The following is a 20496-nucleotide window of genomic DNA, read 5'->3' as shown; positions in this document are numbered from 1 at the left end:
AGGGACGGCGCGCACCCGCGGGAGGGAGGGGGAGTCCGGCGGGGCGGGCACGTGGATGCCGGTCGAACAGCCGGAAGGCCGGATTCCTGTAGAACCCGGCCTTCGTCGTACTGTCTGGTGGGCGATACTGGGATTGAACCAGTGACCTCTTCCGTGTCAGGGAAGCGCTCTCCCGCTGAGCTAATCGCCCTTGGACGAACCAAGAGGTGGAGACGGGATTTGAACCCGTGTACGCGGCTTTGCAGGCCGCTGCCTCGCCTCTCGGCCACTCCACCGTGTCAAGCTGCACAGTGTCAAGCTCCGAGCGGAAGACGGGATTCGAACCCGCGACCCTCACCTTGGCAAGGTGATGCTCTACCACTGAGCCACTTCCGCGTCCCCGGCTCTGTCCGGCCGGGCTCACGGGAAGACTTTATCCAATCTCCCGCCGACTCCCCAAATCAGCGGCGTTCTCCCTGCTCACGCCGTGAGTTCCGGTCGATGCTTCCAGCTCCGTCGAACCGTCCCCGCGTTAGCGTCGAAGCATGTCCGTGACACATGAGCGCACACACGCCGCTGTCCCCGGCGCCGTCGGGGACGCTCCGGAGCCCGGGACGGCCGAGACCGCGGGGAACGCCGAGATCGGGGGAAACGCTGGGATCGGGGGGAACGCCGAGATCGCGGGGGACGCCGACATCGCCCCCGTCGCGGCCCTGATCGCGGACGGCGCCCGCGCCGCCATGCTCACCGCGCTGCTGGACGGCAGGGCGCTGGCGGCGGGGGAGCTGGCCAGGATCGCGGGCGTGAGCGCCCCCACCGCGAGCTCCCATCTGGCCCGGCTCCTCGACGGGGGCCTGGTGACCGTGGTCAAACAGGGACGGCATCGCTACTACCGCCTCGCCGGCCCCGACGTCGCCCGCACCCTGGAGGTGCTGGCCCGGATCAGCGGGCGCGTCGCCGTACGGTCCCTGCGGCAGTCGCGGCAGGCGCGGCTGCTGCGGGAGGCCCGCAGCTGCTATGACCATCTGGCCGGCCGGGTGGGGGTCGAACTGTACGACGCGCTGGTGCGCGACGGGCGTCTGATCGAGGCCGACGGCGGCTGTCTGCTGACCGCGAGCGGCGCGGACGCGCTGACGGAGCTCGGCGTGGACGTGGAGCGGGTGCGCCGCGCCCGCCGCAGGTTCGCCCCCGACTGTCTCGACTGGCTGGAGCGCCGCCCGCACCTCGGCGGGGCGCTCGGCGCCGCGGTCCTGGACCGGCTCCTGGCTCGGGAATGGCTGGTGCGCGGCACCGTGCCCCGCGCCCTGCGGCTGACCGGCGCGGGACGGGAGGGACTGGAAAGGATCTTCGGATGTAAGGACCTAAGCTGAGATACGCTGGTTACTCGCCACGCGCGCACGGCGCGAGCAGCATGACGTGAAAGAGTGGGACGATGCACGACAACGAGGTCGTGGCCGTTGGCCCGGGACCGCTCGCTTTCGACGACGTGGTCCGGGTCGCGAGGTACGGCGCACAGATCCGCCTGACGGACGACGCGATCGCCGAGATGGCGGCCTCGCGGGGGCGGGTCGAGGAGCTCGCGGAGGCCGACACCCCGGCCTACGGCGTCTCCACCGGCTTCGGCGCCCTCGCCACCCGGCACATCGACCCCTCGCTGCGCGCCCAACTCCAGCGCAGCCTCATCCGCTCGCACGCGGCCGGCTCCGGGCCCGAGGTGGAGACCGAGGTCGTGCGGGCCATGATGCTGCTGCGCCTGCGCACGCTCGCCACCGGGCACACCGGCGTGCGCCCGGCCACGGCACGGGTGCTGGAGTCCCTGCTGAACGCCCGGCTCACCCCTGTTGTCCACGAGTACGGCAGCCTCGGCTGCTCGGGCGACCTCGCCCCGCTCTCCCACGTCGCCCTGACGATCATGGGTGAGGGCGTTGTGAGGGACCCCGAGGGACGCCTGCGGCCCGCCGCGGAGGCGCTCAAGGAATACGGCATCGAGCCCGTCGAGCTGGCCGCCAAGGAGGGGCTCGCGCTCGTCAACGGCACCGACGGCATGCTCGGCATGCTGGTGCTCGCGCTGCACGACCTGTCGCGGCTCCTCACCACCGCGGACATCGGCGCCGCGATGAGCGTGGAGGCGCTGCTCGGCACCGACTACGTGTTCGCGGCCGACCTGCAGGCGCTGCGGCCCCATCCCGGCCAGGCCCTGGCGGCGGCCAACATGCGGACGCTGCTCGCCGGCTCGGGCGTGATGGCCTCCCACCGCGACGGCTCCTGCACCCGCGTCCAGGACGCCTACTCCCTGCGCTGCGCCCCCCAGGTCGCGGGCGCCGCCAGGGACACCCTCGCCCACGCGTCCGCCGTCGCCGCCCGCGAGATCGCCAGCGCCATCGACAACCCCGTCGTACTCGCCGACGGGCGGGTGGAGTCCAACGGCAACTTCCACGGCGCCCCGGTCGCGTACGTCCTGGACTTCCTGGCCATCGCGACGGCCGACCTCGCGTCGATCGCCGAGCGGCGCACCGACCGCATGCTGGACGTGGCGCGCAGCCACGGCCTCCCGGCGTTCCTCGCCGACGACCCGGGCGTCGACTCCGGCCACATGATCGCGCAATACACCCAGGCGGCGATCGTGTCCGAGCTCAAGCGGCTGGCGGTGCCGGCGAGCGTGGACTCGATCCCGAGCTCCGCCATGCAGGAGGACCACGTCTCGATGGGCTGGTCGGCGGGCCGCAAGCTGCGCCGCGCCGTCGACGGGCTCACCCGCGTGCTCGCGATCGAGCTGCTGACCGCCGCCAGGGCGCTCGACCTGCGCAGGCCGCACACGCCCGCGCCGGGGACGGGCGCGGTGGTCGAGGCGCTGCGCGAGCCGGTGGCGGGGCCGGGGCCGGACCGCTTCCTCGCGCCGGAGATCGAGGCGGTCGTCCGGCTCGTCGAGACCGGCGCGGTGGTCGCCGCCGCCGAGTCCGCCGTCGGCCCCCTGGCGTAAGACCTCGCCCTGAGCCCTCAGAGGGCGGCGCCCGCCTCAAACCTCAAACGGCGGCGCCCGCCTCAGACCTCAGAGGGCGGCGACCACCTCGACCTCGATCATCAGCCCCGGCCGGAACAGCCGCTCGACCTCCACGGTGGTGCTGGCGGGCGGCTCGCCGGTGATGAACCGGCTGCGCACCGCGCCGTACTCGTGCAGCCGGTCCATGTCGGTCAGGAACGTCCTGATGTGCAGGATCCGGTCGAGCGACGAGCCCTGGTCGGCCAGGATCCGCCCCAGGTTCTCCATCACGACCTCGGACTGCCGGGTCATGTCGCCCTCGCCGAGGACCTTCCCGTCCTCGTCCAGCGCCACCTGCCCGGACACGAACAGCAGGTCCCCGAAGCGTACGGCGTGGGAGTAGTACCCGTTGGTCGCAGGAACGGAGGGCGGGTTGACCGCCCGCACCTCCTTGGGCGTGGGGGTCCGCGCCGCCCGGGACGCCGCGAACGGGACGACGGCGGTGAGGTCGTGGCCCGCCAGTCCGGCCGCGACCGCCCCCGCGAGCAGGTCACGAGCGGCGGTGGTCACCGTCTGGCGGCTCCCCGGCCCCTCCGTGGCCAGACGCAGGTCCTTGGCGGCCAGGCCGAGGGCGTACCTCGTCTCGAACGGGCCCGACTCGGCCACCGGCCGCAGCCGCTCCGCGAGCCCGGCCAGGGGCGTCGCCCCGAGGACGTCCAGGAGGGTGGTGCGGCCGACCCCGAGGTCGTCCGCGTAGGCCAGCGTCTCGGCCAGCCCCACCTGAGCGGTCACCAGCGCGCTCATCACGGCCAGCTTGGTCGCGGCGCCCGATCCCGGCCCGCCCGCCTCGTGGACGGTGCCGAAGACCCGCAGCACGTCCGACACCCGGTCGAGGTCCTCTCGGCGGCCCCCGGCGAGCACGACCAGCGTTCCGTCGACGGCCGGGCCCACGCTGCCCAGCACGGGGGCGTCGACCAGGCCCACGCCCTCGGGGAGCAGGCCGCGCAGCCGTCGCACCGCGTCGGGGCCGATCGTGGACATCTCCACCAGCACCGACCCCGGCCGCAGCCCCGGCAGCGCCGCCCGCGCCACCTCGGACACGGCATCCGGATCGCTCAGCATGGTGATCACGACGTCCGCTCCGGCGACGGCCGCGGCGGGGGAGGGGGCCGCCTCCGCGCCCGGCACGTCCCGTGGCGTACGGTTCCACACGGTCACCCTGTGACCGGCGGCGACGAGGCGGCCGGCCATCGGGGCACCCATACGCCCCAGACCAAGAAAAGCAATCATGTCCTGGACGTTATTGGAGGAAGAAACCATTCCACCAGCGACTAGATTGCATGGCGTCCATTCCCCTCGCTCATGGATCGGAGCATGTTCGACACCGACGCTCTTGTGCTGCTCGACGTCGTGGCCCGTACGGGATCGTTCACGGCCGCCGCGATACAGCTCAACTACACCCAGTCAGCCGTGTCCCGGCGCATCGCGTCCCTGGAGGCCCAGGCGGGCGGCCCGCTGTTCGCGCGGCTGCCCCGGGGGGTGCGGCTGACGCCGGCGGGCCGGACGCTGCACCGCTACGCCCGCGAGGTGCTGGAGCGGCTCGGCCGGGCGGGGGAGGAGCTCGCCGCCATCCACCAGGGCAGCGGGGGGCGGCTGCGGGTCGGCGCGTTCGCCACGGCCAACGCCGTGCTGGTCCCCGCCGCCCTGCGCGAGCTGCGGGCCTCCCGGCCGGAGGTCACGGTCAGCATGGTGGAGGGCCTGAGCACCGCGCTCATGGACGGGCTCGGCCGCGCGGAGATCGACATCGCGGTGGTGAGCGACTACCCCTCCGGGCTGGGGGCGGGTCCCGAGGTCGAGGTCACCCGCCTGATGGAGGACGAGCTGCTCGTCGCCCTCCCCACCGACCACCCGCTCGCCGGACGCGAGCGGGTGGACCTGCGCGACCTGCGTGACGAGAGCTGGATCGAGGGCGCCCCTCCCGGCACCGTGACCATGCTCGGCGCCGCCTGCGCCCGGGCCGGCTTCGCCCCCAGGGTCGACCTGCGGATCGGGGAGTGGACCGGCAAGCTCGGCTATGTGGCCGCGGGGCTCGGGGTGACGCTGGTGCCCGCCATGGCCGCGCCCGCCGTACGCCGGGACGTGGCGCTGCGGTCGCTCGGCGAGTTCGCGCCGCGCCGCACCGTGTACGCCGCCATGCCGCGTACGGCTCCGCTCCCCGCCGCCCGCGCGCTGCTCGGTCTGCTGGCCCGCCGGGCCGTCTGAACCACGGCTTCGGCCGGGGAGCCACGGGACGGCACGTGTTTCTTTCCGGCGCAGGGCGCGAGAATGGACACGTGTACGACGCCTTCGCCCACATCGGGGGGCACCTGGCCACCGGCCTGCGGGAGGTGACCACCGACCTGGCCGCCCTCGACGGCTCCGGCTGGTGGGCGGTGGTCGTGTCGTACGAGGGGAAGGTCGTCTGCGCGCGGTTCGACACGGTGCGGCCCGCTCCGCTGCCCCCGCCGCGCGGCCCGTGGCGGGGACCCGCCCGCGACGCCTGGGCCACGTCCCTCGATCGGGAGGGGTACGAGCGGGGCGTCCAGCGGATCAGGGACTACATCGAGCGGGGGGAGGTCTACCAGGCCAACCTCTGCCGTGTCCTGTCCGCGCCGCTGCCCTCGCCCGACGTGGACCCCCTCGCCCTCGCCGTACGGCTGGCCGAGGGCAACCCCGCGCCGTACGCGGCCGTCGTGGGCGTGCCGGGGCTGACGGTCGTGTCGGCCTCGCCGGAGCTGTACCTGTCCAGGAGCGGCGAGGTGGTCGAGTCGCGGCCGATCAAGGGCACGGGCGTGACGGCGGACGATCTCCTCGACAAGGACTACGCCGAGAACCTCATGATCGTCGACCTCGTTCGCAACGACCTCGGCCGCGTGGCGGAGGTAGGCTCTGTGACCGTGCCCTCGCTGTTCGCGGTCGAGGAGCACCCCGGGCTCGTGCACCTGGTGTCCACGGTGCGGTCGCGGCTGGCCGGCGGCGCCGGCTGGCCGGAGCTGTTCGCCGCCACCTTCCCTCCGGGATCGGTGACCGGAGCGCCGAAGTCCTCGGCGCTGCGGATCATCAACGAGCTCGAACCTGAGCCCCGCGGGCCGTACTGTGGGGCCGTGGGCTGGGTCGACGCCGACCGGCGCGAGGGGGCGCTGGCGGTCGGCATCCGCACCTTCTGGATCGAGCACGACACGATCCGGTTCGGCACGGGAGCGGGCATCACCTGGGGGTCCGACCCCCGGAGGGAATGGCACGAGACCGAGCTCAAGGCCGCCCGGCTCATCGGCCTCGCGTCCGCGGGCGGGCCGCGGCATCGGTAACGAACGGAGCAGGAGATGTCTGTACCCATCTGGGTGAACGGGGAGCTGTACGAGCCCGACAAGGCCGTGGTCTCGGTGTACGACCACGGGCTGATGGTCGGCGACGGTGTGTTCGAGACGGTCAAGGCGGTGAACGGGGAGTCCTTCGCGCTGACCCGCCACCTCGACCGGCTGGCGCTGTCGGCCAAGCGGATGGACCTGCCCGAGCCCGACCTCGCCGCGATCGCCGACGGCGTGCGCCGCTGCCTGGCGGCCGCGCCGAAGTGGCCCCTGGCGCGCATCAGGATCACCTACACCAGCGGCCCCGGACCGCTCGGCTCCGACCGGGGGTCGGCCGGCACGAACGCAATCGCCATCGTGGGCGAGCAGGCGCCGTTCCCCGCCACCGCCGACGTCGTCGTGGTGCCCTGGCCCCGCAACGAGCGCGGCGCGCTGTCCGGCGTCAAGAGCACCTCCTACGGCGACAACGCCAAGGCCCTGGCGTACGCCAAGGAGCGCGGCGGCGCCGAGGCGATCTTCGAGAACCTCGCCGGAAACCTGTGCGAGGGCACCGGGAGCAACATCTTCATCGTCACCGGCGGGCGCCTGATCACCCCGACGCTCTCCTCCGGCTGCCTGGCGGGCGTCACCCGCGCGCTCACCCTCGAATGGTGCGGCGGCGAGGAGGCCGACGTGCCGATCTCGGCGCTGTACGAGGCGGAGGAGGCGTTCCTCACCTCCACGACCCGCGACATCCAGCCGATCAGGGCCGTGGACGGGAAGGTGCTGCCGCAGGCGCCCGGGCCGGTCACGCTGGAGGCCATGAAGGTCTTCGCCGAGCGTTCCGCGGCCGACCTCGACCCGTGATCCGTCAGTAGGAGCGCTGGCTCTGGGCGTTGAGCTCCTTCAGGCGCACGGCCTTGGCGGGATCGGTGCGGGGGTCGTCCAGGCGCAGCACGTCGAGGCCCTTGGTGATGTCGCTCGAGTAGATGTAGCCGTTGTAGTAGTAGGCCGACCAGGAGCCGCCGAGATGGAGATCCGACGGCAGCGGCCCGCGCTCGAAGTAGGCGATCTCCTGCGGGTGGGCGGAGTCGGTGAAGTCCCAGACCGAGACTCCGCCCATGTACCACCCCTGCACCATCACGTCGCGGCCCGGGACGGGTACCAGCGCGCCGTTGTGGGCCACGCAGTTCTCCTCGGCGCTCTGGACCCGGGGGATCTTGAAGTAGCCCTGCCGGACAAGCCTGCGCTCCGGCGTCAGCGTGTAGATCGCGTCCGCTCCCTTGGTCGCGCTGACCGAGGGCAGGCAGGTGGCGGCCATCCCGCCGCCCATCTCGTCGCTGAAGACGACCTTGGTGCCCTCGTTGTCGAACGTGGCCGAGTGCCAGATCGAGAAGTTCTTCTCGTCGCGTACGGTCTGCAGCAGCGTGGGGTGCACCGGGTCGGAGATGTCCAGCAGGACGCCGTCGCCGAAGCAGGCGCCCGCGGCCAGGTGTTTCTCCGGGTAGACGGTGATGTCGTGGCAGCCGCCCGTCTCCTCCTCGCCCGCCGGCCTGCCCGCGAACAGCTCGGGCTTGGCCACGACCCGCGCCTTTCCGGGGTCGGCGACGGGAACCTCCACGATCGAGATGTTCTGGTGGGGCGGCCGGCAGTTCGTCGTGTCCGGTTCAGGGCCGGGGGAGGAGACGTACAGGTAGACCGTCCCGGCGTCCCTGCCCGGCACGATGGCGTGCGTGTGGGAGCCGCACTCCGTGCGTACGGACTTCAGATAGCGCGGGTGGGCCTTGTCGGAGATGTCGAAGACGCGGATGCCCTCCCACGCTCCCGCGGCCGCCGGGTCTCCGGCGTCGCTCGCGCAGGTGTCGTCGGTGCGGGGCTCGTCCACCGACAGGAACAGCAGGTCGCCGGAGACCGAGACGTCGTTCTGCCCGCCGGGGCACTCGACCCGGGCGACGGCCTTGGGGTGCTCGGGGTCGCCGATGTCGTGCACCGTGAAGCCCCCGTAGTTGCCCACGAACGCGTAGCGGCCCTGGAAGGCCATGTCGGTGCCCCAGTCGTCCGGGCCGTCGAACGGCGCCGCCAGGGGGACGTTGGCGACCAGCGTCATGTTGGGGCTGTGCCTGATCTCGTCCTGCCCCGGGATGCCGGTCGGAGCGGCCGCCTGGGGCGGCGCGGGCTCGTCGGAGGCGCAGGCCGGGGCCAGGAGGAGGACGGACGCCACCAGCGCGGCCTTCAGCCTCGGTCTGCTCACATTGCCCCCATGTCCGCGGATCATCGCCCACTATGGAAGTTATGTCGAGCCCGCGGCCGGTGCGGACCGGATTGGTAACGGTTGTGCTGGCAGTTGCGCCGGCGCTGGCCGGCTGCTCGTCCGGAGCCGCTCCACCGGCGCACGCCGACGCCCCGGTGATCGTTCTCGGCGCCCCCGGGCAGTCCGGCTCCGCGCCGGCCCGCTCACCGGCGGAGGCGGGGCCCGTGGCGGCGGACGTACGGTTCGCCGAGGCGATGATCCCGCATCACCGGCAGGCGCTGGAGATGGCGGGGCTGGCCGCGGGGCGGACCGGCGATCCGCTGGTGACGGCGGTGGCGGACCGCGTGGTGGACGGGCAGCGCCCGGAGATCGCCGTGATGGAGTCGTGGCTGCGGAGCCTGGGCCGCACCCCGCCGCCCGCGCACGACCACGGCACGGGTGATCACGAGATGAGCGACTACGGCATGGCGAGCGAGGACGAGCTCACCTGGCTGCGTACGGCGCGGGGGCGCGCCTTCGACACGCTGTTCCTCACGCTGATGATCCGGCACCACAAGGGCGCGGTGAGCATGGCGGCGCAGGAACTGCGCCGGGGACGAGACCGGGCCATGCGGGCGATGGCCCAGGACGTCGTCTCCGGCCAGCAGATCGAGATCGCGCGGATGCGAGGAATCCAGCGGAGGCTGGGCTAGCCCCCTAGGAGCTCCAGAGCATGTTGGTGAGCTCCTCGTCCAGGTCCATGAAGTCGGTCTCACGACCGGCGGAGACGAGCTCGTAGGTCCGATGCAGGAACTCGGTGAGGGGGGCCAGGGGCACCTCGAACAGGGCCTGGCCGAAGGGCGAGGTGAGACTGATGTTGAGGGTCCGCTCGCCGTCCGAACGGGCCGGCCACACCTGGACGTCTCCGTCTCCAACACGCCGCACGATGCCCACGGTCAGCAGCTCGCGGGCGAAGATCCACTCGACCGGCTCGTCATTCCCCACGTGGAAGGCCATCCGGATGGCGTACGGATCCTCAGCCGTGTAGCTCAGGCCGGCGAGCAGGGGGACGGTCGTACGGTCGGGGACCACAAGCCGAAGGCCTAGCTCGGCAGAGACGGTGGTGCTGTTCATCGTCAGCCAAACCTTTTCGTCGTCGGGTCCCCTGTCAGGGGCTTTCACTGCGTCTTCACTGTGCGGTCGGGCCTCGCCGGGCGCTCGTGCTACGAGACGAACGAAGAGACCCGTAGGAAAGATTCCGCCTCCAGGCCCTTCTGTAACGCACATCACAGCTTGACATTCGGTCATCTACCAGCTCAAACATCACCAACAGGCTTGTCCTTACCTCTGCTTTGCGTGTCGGCGGGGCCGCGCCGGCGATGCCATTGCGGGCGAATGATCTCAGGTCGTGCGTATAGGTCGAGCATGGAGCATCACGATGCTATGACACCACACCCCCACGCCGGGGACGGTCTGGCGAACCTTTCGAAGGTGTTGACGAAGGCGGGACGATCGAGCCGACCGGTCCGTGCTTTCGCCATCACCCCCTCGAGTGCGGTATGGTTTTCCCCGTCGGCGCCGCAAGGCGCAGATGATCCCGGGCGATTAGCTCAGCGGGAGAGCGCTTCGTTCACACCGAAGAGGTCACTGGTTCGATCCCAGTATCGCCCACACGATCAAGGCCCGTCGGAGACCACCACTCCAACGGGCCTTTTGGCTGTTCAAAGCTTTGGCACCGGCTCTGGTCCTCCTCGCCGTCGAGATCGGCGGCGCTGACTGTGTCCAGCTCCTGGGGCCGGTCCGGAGCAGGCGTCAGCGATGAGCGCCCGAGCCCTGCCATAGCGGTTACGTGTGGAGTGCGTGTAGCGGTTGCGCGTCGTGGACATGGGCTCGTGCCCGAGGCGCTGCGCCAGGTCATTGACGGGGGACGCAGTCGGAGACGAGCCAGGTGGCGTAGCAGTGCGCCGTTCTTCGCCATGAGAGCGACCGCCTCCGGGCCGGCCCGCACCCAGCGCTGAGCGCCGGACGCGAGAGCGGAGCAGCGTCGCGCCGGATCGGACCGCCGGCCGAATTGATGAAGTCATCTCCCAGGGGCCGGGGGCGATATGCCTCACGGTGAGCGGTCAGCAGCTCCACGGCGACACGCACCACCGGAGGGTTCCAGTCTCCAGATCGGCGGCGTCCCAGGCAGGCCCGAGGCTTCGCCCACCGCAGCCGCGCAACCGGCCCCCAGCCCTCTGGCGGTCGTCCCTCCAGTTGGCCCGGTGGGTGCCTGCGTTCGTCTTCGTCAAGGGTGTCGTCCTTGCCGGCGGCGAGGGGTGGAGACGGGAGCCCGAAGACGCGTGATCTCCGGGCTTACGATCGCGCCATGGGCTTGGGCAAGGGGAAGACGGAGCACGCCGGCGCGCGCGACATGAGCCGCAAGCATGGGCATTGGGGGTTCACCGAGGAGGCGAAGGCGTGGGCCAGCAGGGCTCGCCGGCGTGATGAGAAGGAGGAATTGGAGGCCGAGCTCGCCGAGCTGACGGACGATGACCTGAATTCGATCGACTCTGGCGAGTAGCGTCGACGCCGGTAGTCCGACGAACGCGGGGGCGATGCGTGGGGCGTCGTAGAAGCCCTCAGGAGAAGAAGGCGCTGAGCTATGCCAAGGATCGCCGCAATGAGTACGGCGAGAACGACAAGAGCTCGCGCAAGAACATCCCACGGAGCAAGAAGTATCCACACCGGGCCAACCGGCGGAGAGCGTGCCTGGTGCTTGAGGCCGCCAAGGGCGCTGTCGATGAAGTCGCCGAGTCGGCTGTGGAGGAGCGTCTCCTGACGCGACGGCCGAAGTCGTGGAAGAAGTGGCCCGATGCGCCGCTCGGGGAGGTCGTGCAGTACGTACTCAGGCGACGTATGAACCTCGGGCTCGGTGGTCAGGAGAGCGGTACGGCCCGCATTCGACGCGTGCGCCGGCGGATGCAGCAGCTGGTCGAGTGAAATGTCCGGAGTCAGCGGAGGAGTCGGGCCGGGTGGGGGCTCGGCCTTCTGCTCGCCTGAGTGACTACCGTTCGGGTGGCCAAGTTGGTCGATCAATCCGCGGAGCCAGGTGGGCGTAGATCAAGTACCATCGCCGATCATGCGATATCTCTATCGTGCCCTGCTCTTCATCGGCACGCTCTTCCTGCTCGTCGCGGCGCTGACGACGTTGGGCGCCGAGGGCGACGCTCCCGTGGCCAAGCAGACGGCCCTGGCCCTGGCCGGCATCGGGATCACGATCGGTGCCCTCGCCGCTGCTGTGGGCGAACGCGACACCAAAGGCCCCTCAGGCAAGCAGTGATCGGCGACCGCCCGCCTACGCCGCGCTGTGCGGCGTCTCGGCTGCTCATCCGGTGAATTCGGCAAATCACCGCCCGGATTCCGTGACCATCCCCTCCAGTGCTGCCACGACCTCGGCGGTAGTGCTGACAGTGGCGATGCGCGGGAAGACGTAGTCGAAGGCGAACGCATGGGCGTGTGCGTCGAGTGCGGTGATCGCGTCCTCGGGCAGGATCACCGTGAAGCCGAACTCGTCGGCGAAGCGCGCGGTCTGCTCGACGCCGAAGTTCGTGGCGATCCCGGTGATGATCAGGGTGTCGACACCGCGCTTACGCAATGCCTCCTCCAGCCCGGTGTTGTGAAATGCGCCCCACGTGTGCTTCACGATCTCCAGGTCGCCGAGCACCCCTTCCGCCAGTTCGCTGCCCGGTGGCTGCTCCGCAACGCCTGGCCGCTCGACCCGTACGGCGACAACGAGACCTCCCGCCTTTCGCATTGCGTCAGCGAGGGCGAGGGAGCGAGTGACCACGGCGGATCCGGCATGTGGTGCCGTCGGTTGCTCGACGATGCGCGTCATGAGATCGATAAGGAGCAATGCGGTGCGGCGAGGATCCAGTTTCTCCATGATCGGCATGGTAGCGATCCGAATTCATTCACCCGATGGCGGTTGCCACCGCTCGGTGCGGCCAATCGTGGCGCCGACCGGCGGTGCTCGGCCACGCGACCGTGCCGGCCTCAGGACGCGCGGGCATGTGCCGGTATGTGCTGCTCGATGAGGATGCGGGCGGCGCTGACGGATCGTGTGACGGGACCGGAGGGGCCGAGCGTGGCCGCGTTGGCGTACAGGCCGGAGATGACGAGCATCAGCATGTCGGCCAGGGCCTCGGGGTCGGTGGCGCGTGCGGCGGCGGCGAGGGCGTGCAGCCGTTCGCGTAGCTGGTCGAGGTGGGCGACGGCCTCCCTGCGGCCGGGGTGGTCGGGATCGCGATACTCCGCCGAGGTGTTGTAGAAGGTGCAGCCATGGGCGTCTGAGGTCCGGGCGGTCTCCTGAGCGTGTTCCACGATGGCCAGGAGCTGGCGGGCAGGATCGCCCTCATGGCGGGCGATCGCGCTGTCGAGTTTTGACCAGGCCTGGTCGTGCAACTCGCCCACCCATGCCTTCACCAGATCGTCCTTGCCGGTGAACTCGCGGTAGAGCGCGCTCTTACCGAGTCCCGTCTCCTCGACGATCTGCTGCATGCCCACGGCCCGCGCGCCCTGCTCGCCGAACAGGCGGGCTGTCGTCTCGAGGATGCGTCGCCGGGTGCCGGGGGTCGGTTTGCGCGTCACCGTCTGTCCTTCCCGTGATGAGCAATCTTGGTTGACAGCGTACCGCCCTGCCCTCAGGATTGGGACCGATCGGTCCGGACTGATCGGTCCGTAACGAATGGAGGTGCGCTGTCTGCCTGCTGCCCCACGGCGGCGCATCGCGCGAACTCGCGGTCTGGACGTCTTCGGTGCGGTGCTGGTCGTGGGCGCCGCGATCACTCTCGTGTACGGCGAGAGCCGGCCGTCACCGTCGTGCCCCTGGCCGTCACGCTGTCGTCGGCCCTGGGCGCGAGAACCGACAATCACGAAGGGAAACCATGCGGATCTACACTGCCACCGCCACCGCACAAGGCCGCGACGGCCGGGCGGTCTCCTCGGACGGGCGGCTGGACGTCCAGCTCGCCCTGCAGAAGGAGCTGGGCGGCAACGGCGACGGCACCAATCCCGAGCAGCTCTTCGCCGCCGGCTACGCCGCCTGCTTCGCCACCTCCATGAAACTCGTGGCGGGTACGCAGGGCCTCGACGTGTCGGACGCCTCGGTCACCGCGGAGGTCGGCCTGTCGCCCAACGGCAAGGGCGGCTACGAGCTGGACGCCGTCCTGCGGGTGGAGCTGCCCGGCACTCTCACCGAGGAGCAGGCGCGGAACCTCGTGGACGCCACCCACCAGGTGTGCCCGTACTCCAACGCCACCCGCGGCAATATGCCCGTCGAACTGCTCGTCGAGTAACGAGGCCCGATGTACGGCCCGGCCGGACAAATTCCGCCGGGCCGTACGTGAGATCGAGGAGTACGCCCGGCACAACGGTTACGGCGGCTCACAGGTCGACAAGCACCGGTCTGGCGTCTGCTCTTCCATAGCTGAATATGCTGCGAAGCACCTCACGCATGCGCTTCACATCAGCCTCGGGGACGTCCAACACCGCTTCGATCACCGGGTCGTCCAAACCGAGATTCCGCAGAGCGGCGGGGTCGAGCACAACGCGCAACGTGTCATCGCGAACAGCGACTTCTCGAACGCAACCGTAGGCGGTTCCCTGATCGGCGGTGACCAGGCAGTAAGTGTCCTGGCCGAGATCCACGTCCTGATCGTCGGCCTCTTCGATGCCACTCATGAAGATCAGGACGAAGCCGGTGCCATCCTCGAATTCCGCTACTCCGGCGTCGCGGTAGTCCTCATCGAACTGTTCGTCTCCGCCGGCTGCGCGGGCGGTGAATCGGTAGGTCACGCGGGGGTTATAGCAGCCGGCCGGCTCAGTGGCGATCGCCGGCTCCGCCTTTCAGGATCTTCGCCAGCACCTGTTTCCGGCCCACGCCGTCACGCAGCAGGTCGCCGGGCTCTCCGGTGTCCTCGAAGCCGTAGCGTTCGTACAGGGCGATGGCCCGGCCGTTGTCCGGCATCACGGACAATCGCAACGTCCTGGCCGCCCGATCCATCACGGCCCACCGTTCGACCTCTCTGATCAATCGGTCTCCCACCCCCTCGCCCCGAGCCGTGGGACTCACCCAGAGGGAGATCAGCTCCGCCTCGTCGGCCGCCTCCGCCGGAACGCCGCTGACCATTCCGACCGGACGGTCGCCGATCACGGCGATGACATTGTGGGAGCCGGGAAGCGCCAGGCGCGCCCGCCAGCGTTCCTCGCGGTCGCCTTCTCCCTGCCACTCTGACAACGTCGAGCCGAACGCGTGCGGCGCCTCGGCAAGCGCGGCGAGCCGCACCTCGCGCCAGGTCTGCCAGTCGTCTTCGCTCAGGACACGTAGTTCGATCACCATCAGACAGTGCCCTACGGGCGGCCGCGGCGCCAACCGGCGTCAGCCGGCGCGGTCGAGGCGGGCGGCGTCGTCGTACGACTCGCGGGCGTCGAGCAGTTCGTCCCAGTGCTCCGCCGCCCAGGCGCAGGCGACCGCCAGCGGTTCGAGCATGCTTCGACCGAGTGGGGTCAGTTCGTACTCGACATGGGGGGTGGCCTCGGCGTAGACGGTGCGCTTGACCAGGCCGTCCCGTTCGAGGGACCGCAGCGACTGGGTGAGGACCTTGGGAGTGACGCGGTTCAGCGGTACGCGTAGCTCGGAGAACCGGCGCGGCCCGTGCTCGAGACAGCGGATGATGAGCGGCGCCCACTTGTCACCGAATCGGATCGGATTGAGCGAGGACGGACACAGCTCGTCGAACATGTCGGCGGGCAGGGGTTCCCTCATGGCCTCACGATAGCCGGTATCCCGGTGGTAACCGCGGCTCCGGATAGCGTCCGGGGCATCGGCCGGGCGCACGGGTTCCGGCCCTGGTGAGAGGTGGTTCGCGATGAACATCGTGGTCTTCGGCGCGGGTGGCCGGGCCGGGCGGCAGGCGGTCGCGGAGGCGCGTCGGCGCGGCCATCAGGTCACCGCCGTGGTGCGCGACCCCGCGGGCCACGGCGACCTGGGCGACGTGCGGGTGGTGGCGGGCGACGTCACGGACCCGGTGAGCATCGAGCGAGCGGCCGCCGGGCACGACGCCGCCATCAGTGCCGCCGCGGACCTGTCCGCGGCACCGCATGCCTTCTTCACCACGTCGGCCCGCGCCCTGTCCACCGGCCTGGCGAAGGCGGGCGTGCCCCGCCTGGTGGTGGTCGGTCTCGCATCGGTCATGCCCGGGGCGTCCGGTGCCCCCCTGATGGACGAGCCCGGCTACCCCAACGAGTACCGCGAGTTCTTCCTCGGCCACGCCGCGGGCCTTGACGAGCTTCGGACCTGCGACCTGGACTGGGCGTACGTGGCGCCCGCAGGCGACTTCGACCATGACGGCACGCGCACCGGCCGGTACCTGGTCGCCGACCACGGCGACATGACCAGCCGCATCACGTACGCGGACTTCGCGATCGCGCTGCTCGACGAGGTCGAGGCGCCCCGCCACCACCGCGCCGCCCTCAGCATCCGGGAGGCGTGACGCCGAACCCCCTGGGTCGCCGAGCCGGTCGGCGAACATCGGCACCAGCAGCACGCACTGCAGGACGCCCACGATGACCGCGGGCTCGGCCGTGACAAGGTCTCCCCGCTCGGCGCGTGCGGCGACGTAGGCGCTCAGGGCGGTGGCAGGGTTGTCCCCGGACGTGGTGGCGGCGAGCCGGTCCGGGCTCAGCTTGCGGGCCACGGCCTGCATCTCCCGGGGTGATGCGGCGCGAGCTCGTCCAGCAGGCCGAGCGCGGACACCGCCCGAGCTCCTGAAGCGGGCATCCGGCGGCCGCGAGCGGATGTTTCGGCCTCCTACCTGCGGGTACTGCGGCGCGGACCTGCCCGAACCGCTCCATGGAGGAACTCGCCGAATGGATGCCAGCAAGCCTGCCAAGGCCGTCAAGGATGCCATGGAGAACGCCGCGGACAAGGTGGCCGACTTCCTGGCGCCGGACGTTCCCGGCTCGCCGGGCAGCGCCCCGGCGACCGTCGAGGAGCCGGTGACGCCGCGCGACCCGCTGCCGCCGAAGAAGGAACAGGGCGCTCCCGCGACCGTCACGCCGACCGGAGCGGAGACCGATGCGCCCGCCACGTCGAAGGGCCAGCAGGGCGCCTACCTCACCACCGCGCAGGGGGCCCGGCTGCGCGACACCGACCACTCGCTGAAGGCGGGCGAGCGTGGTCCGACCCTGCTGCAGGACCACCACCTGCGTGAGAAGATCACGCACTTCGACCACGAGCGCATCCCCGAGCGCGTCGTCCACGCCCGGGGCGCCGGCGCCCACGGCGTGTTCGAGGCGTACGGCACCGCCTCGGCGGTGACCAGGGCAGGCTTCCTCAAGAAGGGGAAGAAGACCGACGTCTTCGTGCGGTTCTCCACCGTCCTCGGTTCGCGCGGCTCGGCCGACACGGTCCGCGACACCCGCGGCTTCGCGACGAAGTTCTACACCGACGAGGGCACATTCGACCTCGTCGCCAACAACATCCCGGTGTTCTTCATCCAGGACGGCATCAAGTTCCCCGACGTGATCCACGCGGGCAAGCCGCATCCGGACAGGGAGATCCCCCAGGCGCAGAGCGCCCACGACACGTTCTGGGACTTCGTCTCCCTGCACACCGAGGCGCAGCACCACACCATGTGGAACATGTCCGACCGGGGAATCCCGCGCTCCTTCCGGATGATGGAGGGCTTCGGCGTCCACACCTTCCGGCTGGTCAACGAGGCCGGGGAGACGGTGCTGGTCAAGTTCCACTGGAAGCCCAAGCTCGGCGTGCACTCCCTGACCTGGGAAGAGGCGCAGATGCTCGGCGGAATGGACCCCGACTTCCACCGCCGCGACCTGTACGACGCGATCGAGGCCGGCGCCTACCCCGAGTGGGAGCTCGGCATCCAGGTGTTCCCCGACACCCCCGACCAGACCTTCGAGGGCATCGACCTGCTCGATCCGACCAAGATCGTGCCCGAGGAGCTCGCGCCGGTGCAGCCCGTCGGGCGGATGACGCTCAACCGGACGCCCACGAACTTCTTCGCCGAGGTCGAGCAGGTCGCCTTCCACGTCGGCCACCTGCCGCCGGGCATCGACGTCACCAACGACCCGCTGCTGCAGACGCGGCTGTTCTCCTACCTCGACACGCAGATCACCCGCCTGGGCGGCCCGAACTTCGCGCAGATCCCGATCAACCGGCCGCACTGCCCGGTCAACGACATGCTCCGGGACGGCTTCCACCAGCACGCCGTGCACGCCGGGGTCGCGCCCTACCGGCCGAACTCCCTGGACGGCGGGAACCCGTTCGTCGCCGGGGACGCCGAGAACGCGTTCGTCGACACACCGGTCGAGGTCGCCCGGGCGAGGAAGGTCCGCGCCAACCCCGTGTCCTTCGACGACCACTTCAGCCAGGCCCGCCTGTTCTGGCTGAGCATGTCGCCGGTGGAGAAGGAGCACATCATCCGCGCCTACACCTTCGAGCTGGGCAAGTGCTACGAGCAGGCGATCAAGGAGCGGCAGCTCCAGTGCCTGGCGAACATCGACCCGGTCCTGTGCCGGGAGGTCGCCACCGGGCTGGGCCTGCCCGCGCCGGAGCCGGTCCTGCCGCTCGCCGACCCGGCGCCGAGCCCCGCGCTCTCGCAGGTGGGCAAGGAGTGGCCGGCCGACGGCCGCATGGTCGGCATCGTCGTGGACGACGGCGCCGACCTCGACGGCGTACGCGACCTGCGCAAGGCCGTGTTCGCCGCCGGCATGGTGCCGCTGCTGATCGCCCCGCACGGCGGGATGCTGGGCGACATGCCCGTGCAGCGGACCTTCGCCACCGCACGGTCGATCGAGTTCGACGCCCTGCTGGTGGCGGCCGCGCCGGCGCCGGCCCCCGACGCCCTGCCCACGCGCGACGCCAAGGCGGGCGCCGGCGGCTCCGGCGCGGCCGACCCGCGGGTGACGCTCATGATCGAGGAGTGCTGGCGGCACGCCAAGGCGATCGGCGCCTGGGGCGCGGGCGCGAAGCTGCTCGCACAGGCCGGAGTCTCCGGCACACCGGGCGTGGTCTCCGGTGACTCCGCCACGGAGGTCTTCACCGCTGTGCAGCGGCTGATGGCCGCCCACCGCGTCTGGGAGCGGTTCCCCGCCTCGGTGGCCTGACGCTCGACATCGGGCGTCCGCAGGGCCTCCTCCCTCGATCAGGGCCGGGGGAGGAGGCCGCCGGGTCGCTGGTCGGCGGCGATCAGCTCTGCGATCCGCGCCTGGTCGGCATCCGCGGCGAGGAAGGCGACGAGCTTCTGCTCGACGTCGTCGGCGGTGAGAAGGACGACGTGCCGCAGTTCGAGCTCCCCGAGGAGCGGATGGCGCAGTCTCTTGGTGCCCGAACTCAGCGGCGCGATGTCGTGCCGCGGCCACCACGCGCGCACCTCCGGGCTGGCGGCCTTGAGCCGCGCGGTCAACTCCGCGAAGCCGCGGTCGCCGGGGTGGCGGGCGGCAGCGGAACGGAAGCGCGCGAGCTGCGCGGACGCCTCCTGCTCCCACTCCACGAAGACCGTCCGCGCGGCCGGGTCGGTGAACATCCACCAGAGCATGTTGCGGGCGCCGGGCGCCAGCAGGAGCCAGTCGGTCCACAGCGCGCGGGCGGCGCGGTTGGCCGCGAGCACGTCCCAGCGCCGTCCCGTGACGTAGGCGGGACACGGATCGAGCCGGTCGACGAGCGCAGCGACGGCGGGCGGCAGCGTCTCCCCGCCGGGCGTGACGACCGCAGGCGCGGCGTGGTGGACAAGTTCGTGCAGGTGCGCGCGCTCGGCGGTGCTGAGGCGCAGAGCGCCGGCCAGCGCGTCGAGGACCTGACGCGAGGGGCGCACGTCCCGGCCCTGCTCCAGGAAGGCGAGGTAGGTCGGGGAGATCGCCGCGAGCGTGGCGACCTCCTCCCGCCGCAGGCCGGGGATGCGGCGCCGGCCGCCCGGGGGAAGCCCGACGTCGGCGGGGCGCAGGCGGTTCCTCCGGGAGCGCAGGAAATCGCCGAGCTCCCTCAGCCGCGCGGGATCGACGGCATCGGTCATGGTGATCCTGATACTGCGGTTACTAGCATGAACGTCCTGTGGTTACGCCCATGGGGCGACGTTAGCGTCGTTCCGTGACTACACGATCTTCGCGCGCTCCGCACCGGATCCTCACCGAGTCGGCTGAGGTGACCGTCGCCGACGGGTCGCGGATGGGCGCCTTCCTCGCCCGCCCGGCCGGCCCCGGGCCCTTTCCCGGCGTGCTGGTGGCGATGGAGCTCTTCGGCGTCAGCGCCCACGTCCGCGACGTCTGCGAGCGGCTCGCCATGGACGGATACGTCGCGCTGGCGCCGGACCTCTATCACCGTGACGCCCCCGGCATCGAGCTCCCGCATGACGCGGCGGGCCGCGAGCGGGGCTTCGATCTGCTGCACCGGCTGACGCGGGATCAGGTGGTGCACGACGTGCGCGCCGCCATGGAGCACCTGCGTGCGCGCGGCTGCGTGCGCGTCGGCATGGTCGGCCTGAGCCTCGGGGGCCACGTGGCCTACCTCGCGGCCGCCCGCCTGAACCTCGCGGCGGTGGCCGTCGCCTACGGCGGCTGGATCCCGGCCACCGACATCCCCCTCAGCCGTCCGGAACCGACGCTCGCGCTGACCCCCGGCATCACCGGGCGCGTGCTGGTCCTCGTGGGCGCAGAGGACCACGTCGTTCCGCCGGACCACCGCCGGATGATCGCGGACGCGCTGCGGGCCGCCGCCGTACGCCACGAGATCGTCGAATACCCCGGCGTCGGCCACGGGTTCCTCTGCGACCGCCGCGACACGTACGACGCCGCGGCGGCCGACGACGCCTGGCGGCGCGTACGGGAACTCCTGGCCGAAGAGCTGGCCGAGCATGGTCCGGTGAGGAGCCGGTAACGCCCTCGCAATAAGAAACATCGCAGTAACACTCCCGAATACGCCA

22 protein-coding genes and 4 tRNA genes are annotated in these 20496 nt (G+C 71.1%); 14 read left to right on the top strand and 12 right to left on the bottom strand.

Translation table 11 applies throughout. The features are described 5' to 3' along the window. Positions 1-115: 115 nt before the first annotated feature. The 3 genes from FLW16_RS30170 to FLW16_RS30160 form a co-directional block, all read right to left on the bottom strand. Positions 116-190 (bottom strand) — tRNA-Val (locus tag FLW16_RS30170). A gap of 14 nt (positions 191-204) precedes the next feature. Beyond that, a tRNA-Cys gene (locus FLW16_RS30165) sits at positions 205-275 on the bottom strand. A 28-nt stretch (positions 276-303) separates the two neighbouring features. Next, positions 304-375, bottom strand: a tRNA-Gly gene (locus FLW16_RS30160). Positions 376-524: 149 nt separating this feature from the next. Here FLW16_RS30160 and FLW16_RS30155 point away from each other — a divergent pair. Both FLW16_RS30155 and hutH read left to right on the top strand, forming a co-directional pair. Further along, positions 525-1349, top strand: coding sequence for a helix-turn-helix transcriptional regulator (locus tag FLW16_RS30155; RefSeq protein ID WP_142563515.1), 825 nt, complete (start codon positions 525-527; stop codon positions 1347-1349). Between the two features lie 62 nt (positions 1350-1411). Next, positions 1412-2959, top strand: coding sequence for a histidine ammonia-lyase (gene hutH / locus FLW16_RS30150; RefSeq protein WP_142563514.1), 1548 nt, complete (start codon positions 1412-1414; stop codon positions 2957-2959). Positions 2960-3028: 69 nt separating this feature from the next. Here the strand turns inward: hutH and FLW16_RS30145 are convergent, their stop codons facing one another. Then, positions 3029-4249, bottom strand: a complete 1221-nt coding sequence (locus FLW16_RS30145) for an NAD(P)-binding domain-containing protein (protein WP_142563513.1) — start codon at positions 4247-4249, stop codon at positions 3029-3031. 84 nt (positions 4250-4333) lie between these two features. On the opposite strand from FLW16_RS30145, the gene FLW16_RS30140 reads away from it, so the two are divergent. The 3 genes from FLW16_RS30140 (at position 4334) to FLW16_RS30130 (ending at position 7152) form a co-directional block, all read left to right on the top strand. Next, a complete protein-coding gene (locus FLW16_RS30140; protein WP_142563512.1) occupies positions 4334-5221 on the top strand; it encodes a LysR family transcriptional regulator in 888 nt (295 codons plus the stop codon). Between the two features lie 71 nt (positions 5222-5292). Next, positions 5293-6306 carry a chorismate-binding protein gene (locus FLW16_RS30135; protein WP_142563511.1) on the top strand — a complete coding sequence of 338 codons (1014 nt, stop codon included), beginning with the start codon at positions 5293-5295 and terminating at the stop codon, positions 6304-6306. Between the two features lie 15 nt (positions 6307-6321). Further along, positions 6322-7152 carry an aminotransferase class IV gene (locus FLW16_RS30130; protein ID WP_139575160.1) on the top strand — a complete coding sequence of 277 codons (831 nt, stop codon included), beginning with the start codon at positions 6322-6324 and terminating at the stop codon, positions 7150-7152. Between the two features lie 4 nt (positions 7153-7156). Here FLW16_RS30130 and FLW16_RS30125 read toward each other — a convergent pair whose 3' ends face one another. Beyond that, positions 7157-8536, bottom strand: a complete 1380-nt coding sequence (locus tag FLW16_RS30125; RefSeq protein WP_260615713.1) for an LVIVD repeat-containing protein — start codon at positions 8534-8536, stop codon at positions 7157-7159. A gap of 83 nt (positions 8537-8619) precedes the next feature. On the opposite strand from FLW16_RS30125, the gene FLW16_RS30120 reads away from it, so the two are divergent. Next, positions 8620-9228, top strand: a complete 609-nt coding sequence (locus FLW16_RS30120; protein ID WP_260615711.1) for a DUF305 domain-containing protein — start codon at positions 8620-8622, stop codon at positions 9226-9228. A gap of 4 nt (positions 9229-9232) precedes the next feature. On the opposite strand, the gene FLW16_RS30115 is transcribed toward FLW16_RS30120, so the two are convergent. Beyond that, on the bottom strand, positions 9233-9649 hold the full coding sequence (locus FLW16_RS30115) for an SsgA family sporulation/cell division regulator (RefSeq protein ID WP_139575157.1): 417 nt from the start codon (positions 9647-9649) through the stop codon (positions 9233-9235). A 465-nt stretch (positions 9650-10114) separates the two neighbouring features. Here FLW16_RS30115 and FLW16_RS30110 point away from each other — a divergent pair. The 4 genes from FLW16_RS30110 to FLW16_RS30095 all read left to right on the top strand — a co-directional run bounded on the left by FLW16_RS30110 (position 10115) and on the right by FLW16_RS30095 (position 11837). Further along, positions 10115-10186: transfer RNA gene (locus FLW16_RS30110), tRNA-Val, on the top strand. 697 nt (positions 10187-10883) lie between these two features. Beyond that, positions 10884-11078, top strand: coding sequence for a hypothetical protein (locus FLW16_RS30105; protein ID WP_142563508.1), 195 nt, complete (start codon positions 10884-10886; stop codon positions 11076-11078). Positions 11079-11116: 38 nt separating this feature from the next. Then, positions 11117-11497: a hypothetical protein gene (locus FLW16_RS30100; RefSeq protein WP_142563507.1), complete on the top strand. Its 381-nt coding sequence runs from the start codon at positions 11117-11119 to the stop codon at positions 11495-11497. A 139-nt stretch (positions 11498-11636) separates the two neighbouring features. Beyond that, a complete protein-coding gene (locus FLW16_RS30095; RefSeq protein ID WP_142563506.1) occupies positions 11637-11837 on the top strand; it encodes a hypothetical protein in 201 nt (66 codons plus the stop codon). Positions 11838-11903: 66 nt separating this feature from the next. Here the strand turns inward: FLW16_RS30095 and FLW16_RS30090 are convergent, their stop codons facing one another. Beyond that, positions 11904-12440 carry an isochorismatase family protein gene (locus tag FLW16_RS30090; RefSeq protein WP_142563505.1) on the bottom strand — a complete coding sequence of 179 codons (537 nt, stop codon included), beginning with the start codon at positions 12438-12440 and terminating at the stop codon, positions 11904-11906. A 110-nt stretch (positions 12441-12550) separates the two neighbouring features. Beyond that, positions 12551-13144 carry a TetR/AcrR family transcriptional regulator gene (locus FLW16_RS30085; RefSeq protein ID WP_185949649.1) on the bottom strand — a complete coding sequence of 198 codons (594 nt, stop codon included), beginning with the start codon at positions 13142-13144 and terminating at the stop codon, positions 12551-12553. A gap of 296 nt (positions 13145-13440) precedes the next feature. Here FLW16_RS30085 and FLW16_RS30080 point away from each other — a divergent pair, with 296 nt between their 5' ends. Beyond that, complete coding sequence (locus tag FLW16_RS30080) at positions 13441-13851, top strand: organic hydroperoxide resistance protein (protein WP_142563503.1); 411 nt, start codon at positions 13441-13443, stop codon at positions 13849-13851. An 88-nt stretch (positions 13852-13939) separates the two neighbouring features. Here the strand turns inward: FLW16_RS30080 and FLW16_RS30075 are convergent, their stop codons facing one another. Genes FLW16_RS30075 through FLW16_RS30065 form a run of 3 tightly spaced genes read right to left on the bottom strand, consistent with a single transcriptional unit; the run spans position 13940 to position 15320 of the window. Next, entirely contained in the window at positions 13940-14350 is a 411-nt protein-coding gene (locus FLW16_RS30075) for an Imm10 family immunity protein (protein ID WP_142563502.1), read from the bottom strand. A gap of 25 nt (positions 14351-14375) precedes the next feature. After that, positions 14376-14894: an N-acetyltransferase gene (locus FLW16_RS30070; protein ID WP_260615710.1), complete on the bottom strand. Its 519-nt coding sequence runs from the start codon at positions 14892-14894 to the stop codon at positions 14376-14378. Positions 14895-14933: 39 nt separating this feature from the next. Further along, positions 14934-15320, bottom strand: coding sequence for a helix-turn-helix domain-containing protein (locus FLW16_RS30065; protein WP_142563501.1), 387 nt, complete (start codon positions 15318-15320; stop codon positions 14934-14936). 103 nt (positions 15321-15423) lie between these two features. On the opposite strand from FLW16_RS30065, the gene FLW16_RS30060 reads away from it, so the two are divergent. Then, on the top strand, positions 15424-16047 hold the full coding sequence (locus FLW16_RS30060) for an NAD(P)-dependent oxidoreductase (RefSeq protein ID WP_142563500.1): 624 nt from the start codon (positions 15424-15426) through the stop codon (positions 16045-16047). A gap of 376 nt (positions 16048-16423) precedes the next feature. Further along, complete coding sequence (locus tag FLW16_RS30055; protein WP_142563499.1) at positions 16424-18685, top strand: catalase; 2262 nt, start codon at positions 16424-16426, stop codon at positions 18683-18685. A 38-nt stretch (positions 18686-18723) separates the two neighbouring features. On the opposite strand, the gene FLW16_RS30050 is transcribed toward FLW16_RS30055, so the two are convergent. Then, complete coding sequence (locus tag FLW16_RS30050) at positions 18724-19590, bottom strand: helix-turn-helix transcriptional regulator (RefSeq protein ID WP_142563498.1); 867 nt, start codon at positions 19588-19590, stop codon at positions 18724-18726. Between the two features lie 74 nt (positions 19591-19664). Here FLW16_RS30050 and FLW16_RS30045 point away from each other — a divergent pair, with 74 nt between their 5' ends. Beyond that, positions 19665-20450, top strand: a complete 786-nt coding sequence (locus tag FLW16_RS30045; protein WP_221891355.1) for a dienelactone hydrolase family protein — start codon at positions 19665-19667, stop codon at positions 20448-20450. Positions 20451-20496: the final 46 nt, after the last annotated feature.

The sequence above is a fragment of the Microbispora sp. KK1-11 genome, assembly GCF_006874435.1.
GTDB classification, from domain to species: domain Bacteria; phylum Actinomycetota; class Actinomycetes; order Streptosporangiales; family Streptosporangiaceae; genus Microbispora; species Microbispora catharanthi.
Note: the sequence above shows the minus strand (reverse complement) of the source record. Positions and strands in the feature narration are given on the sequence as shown.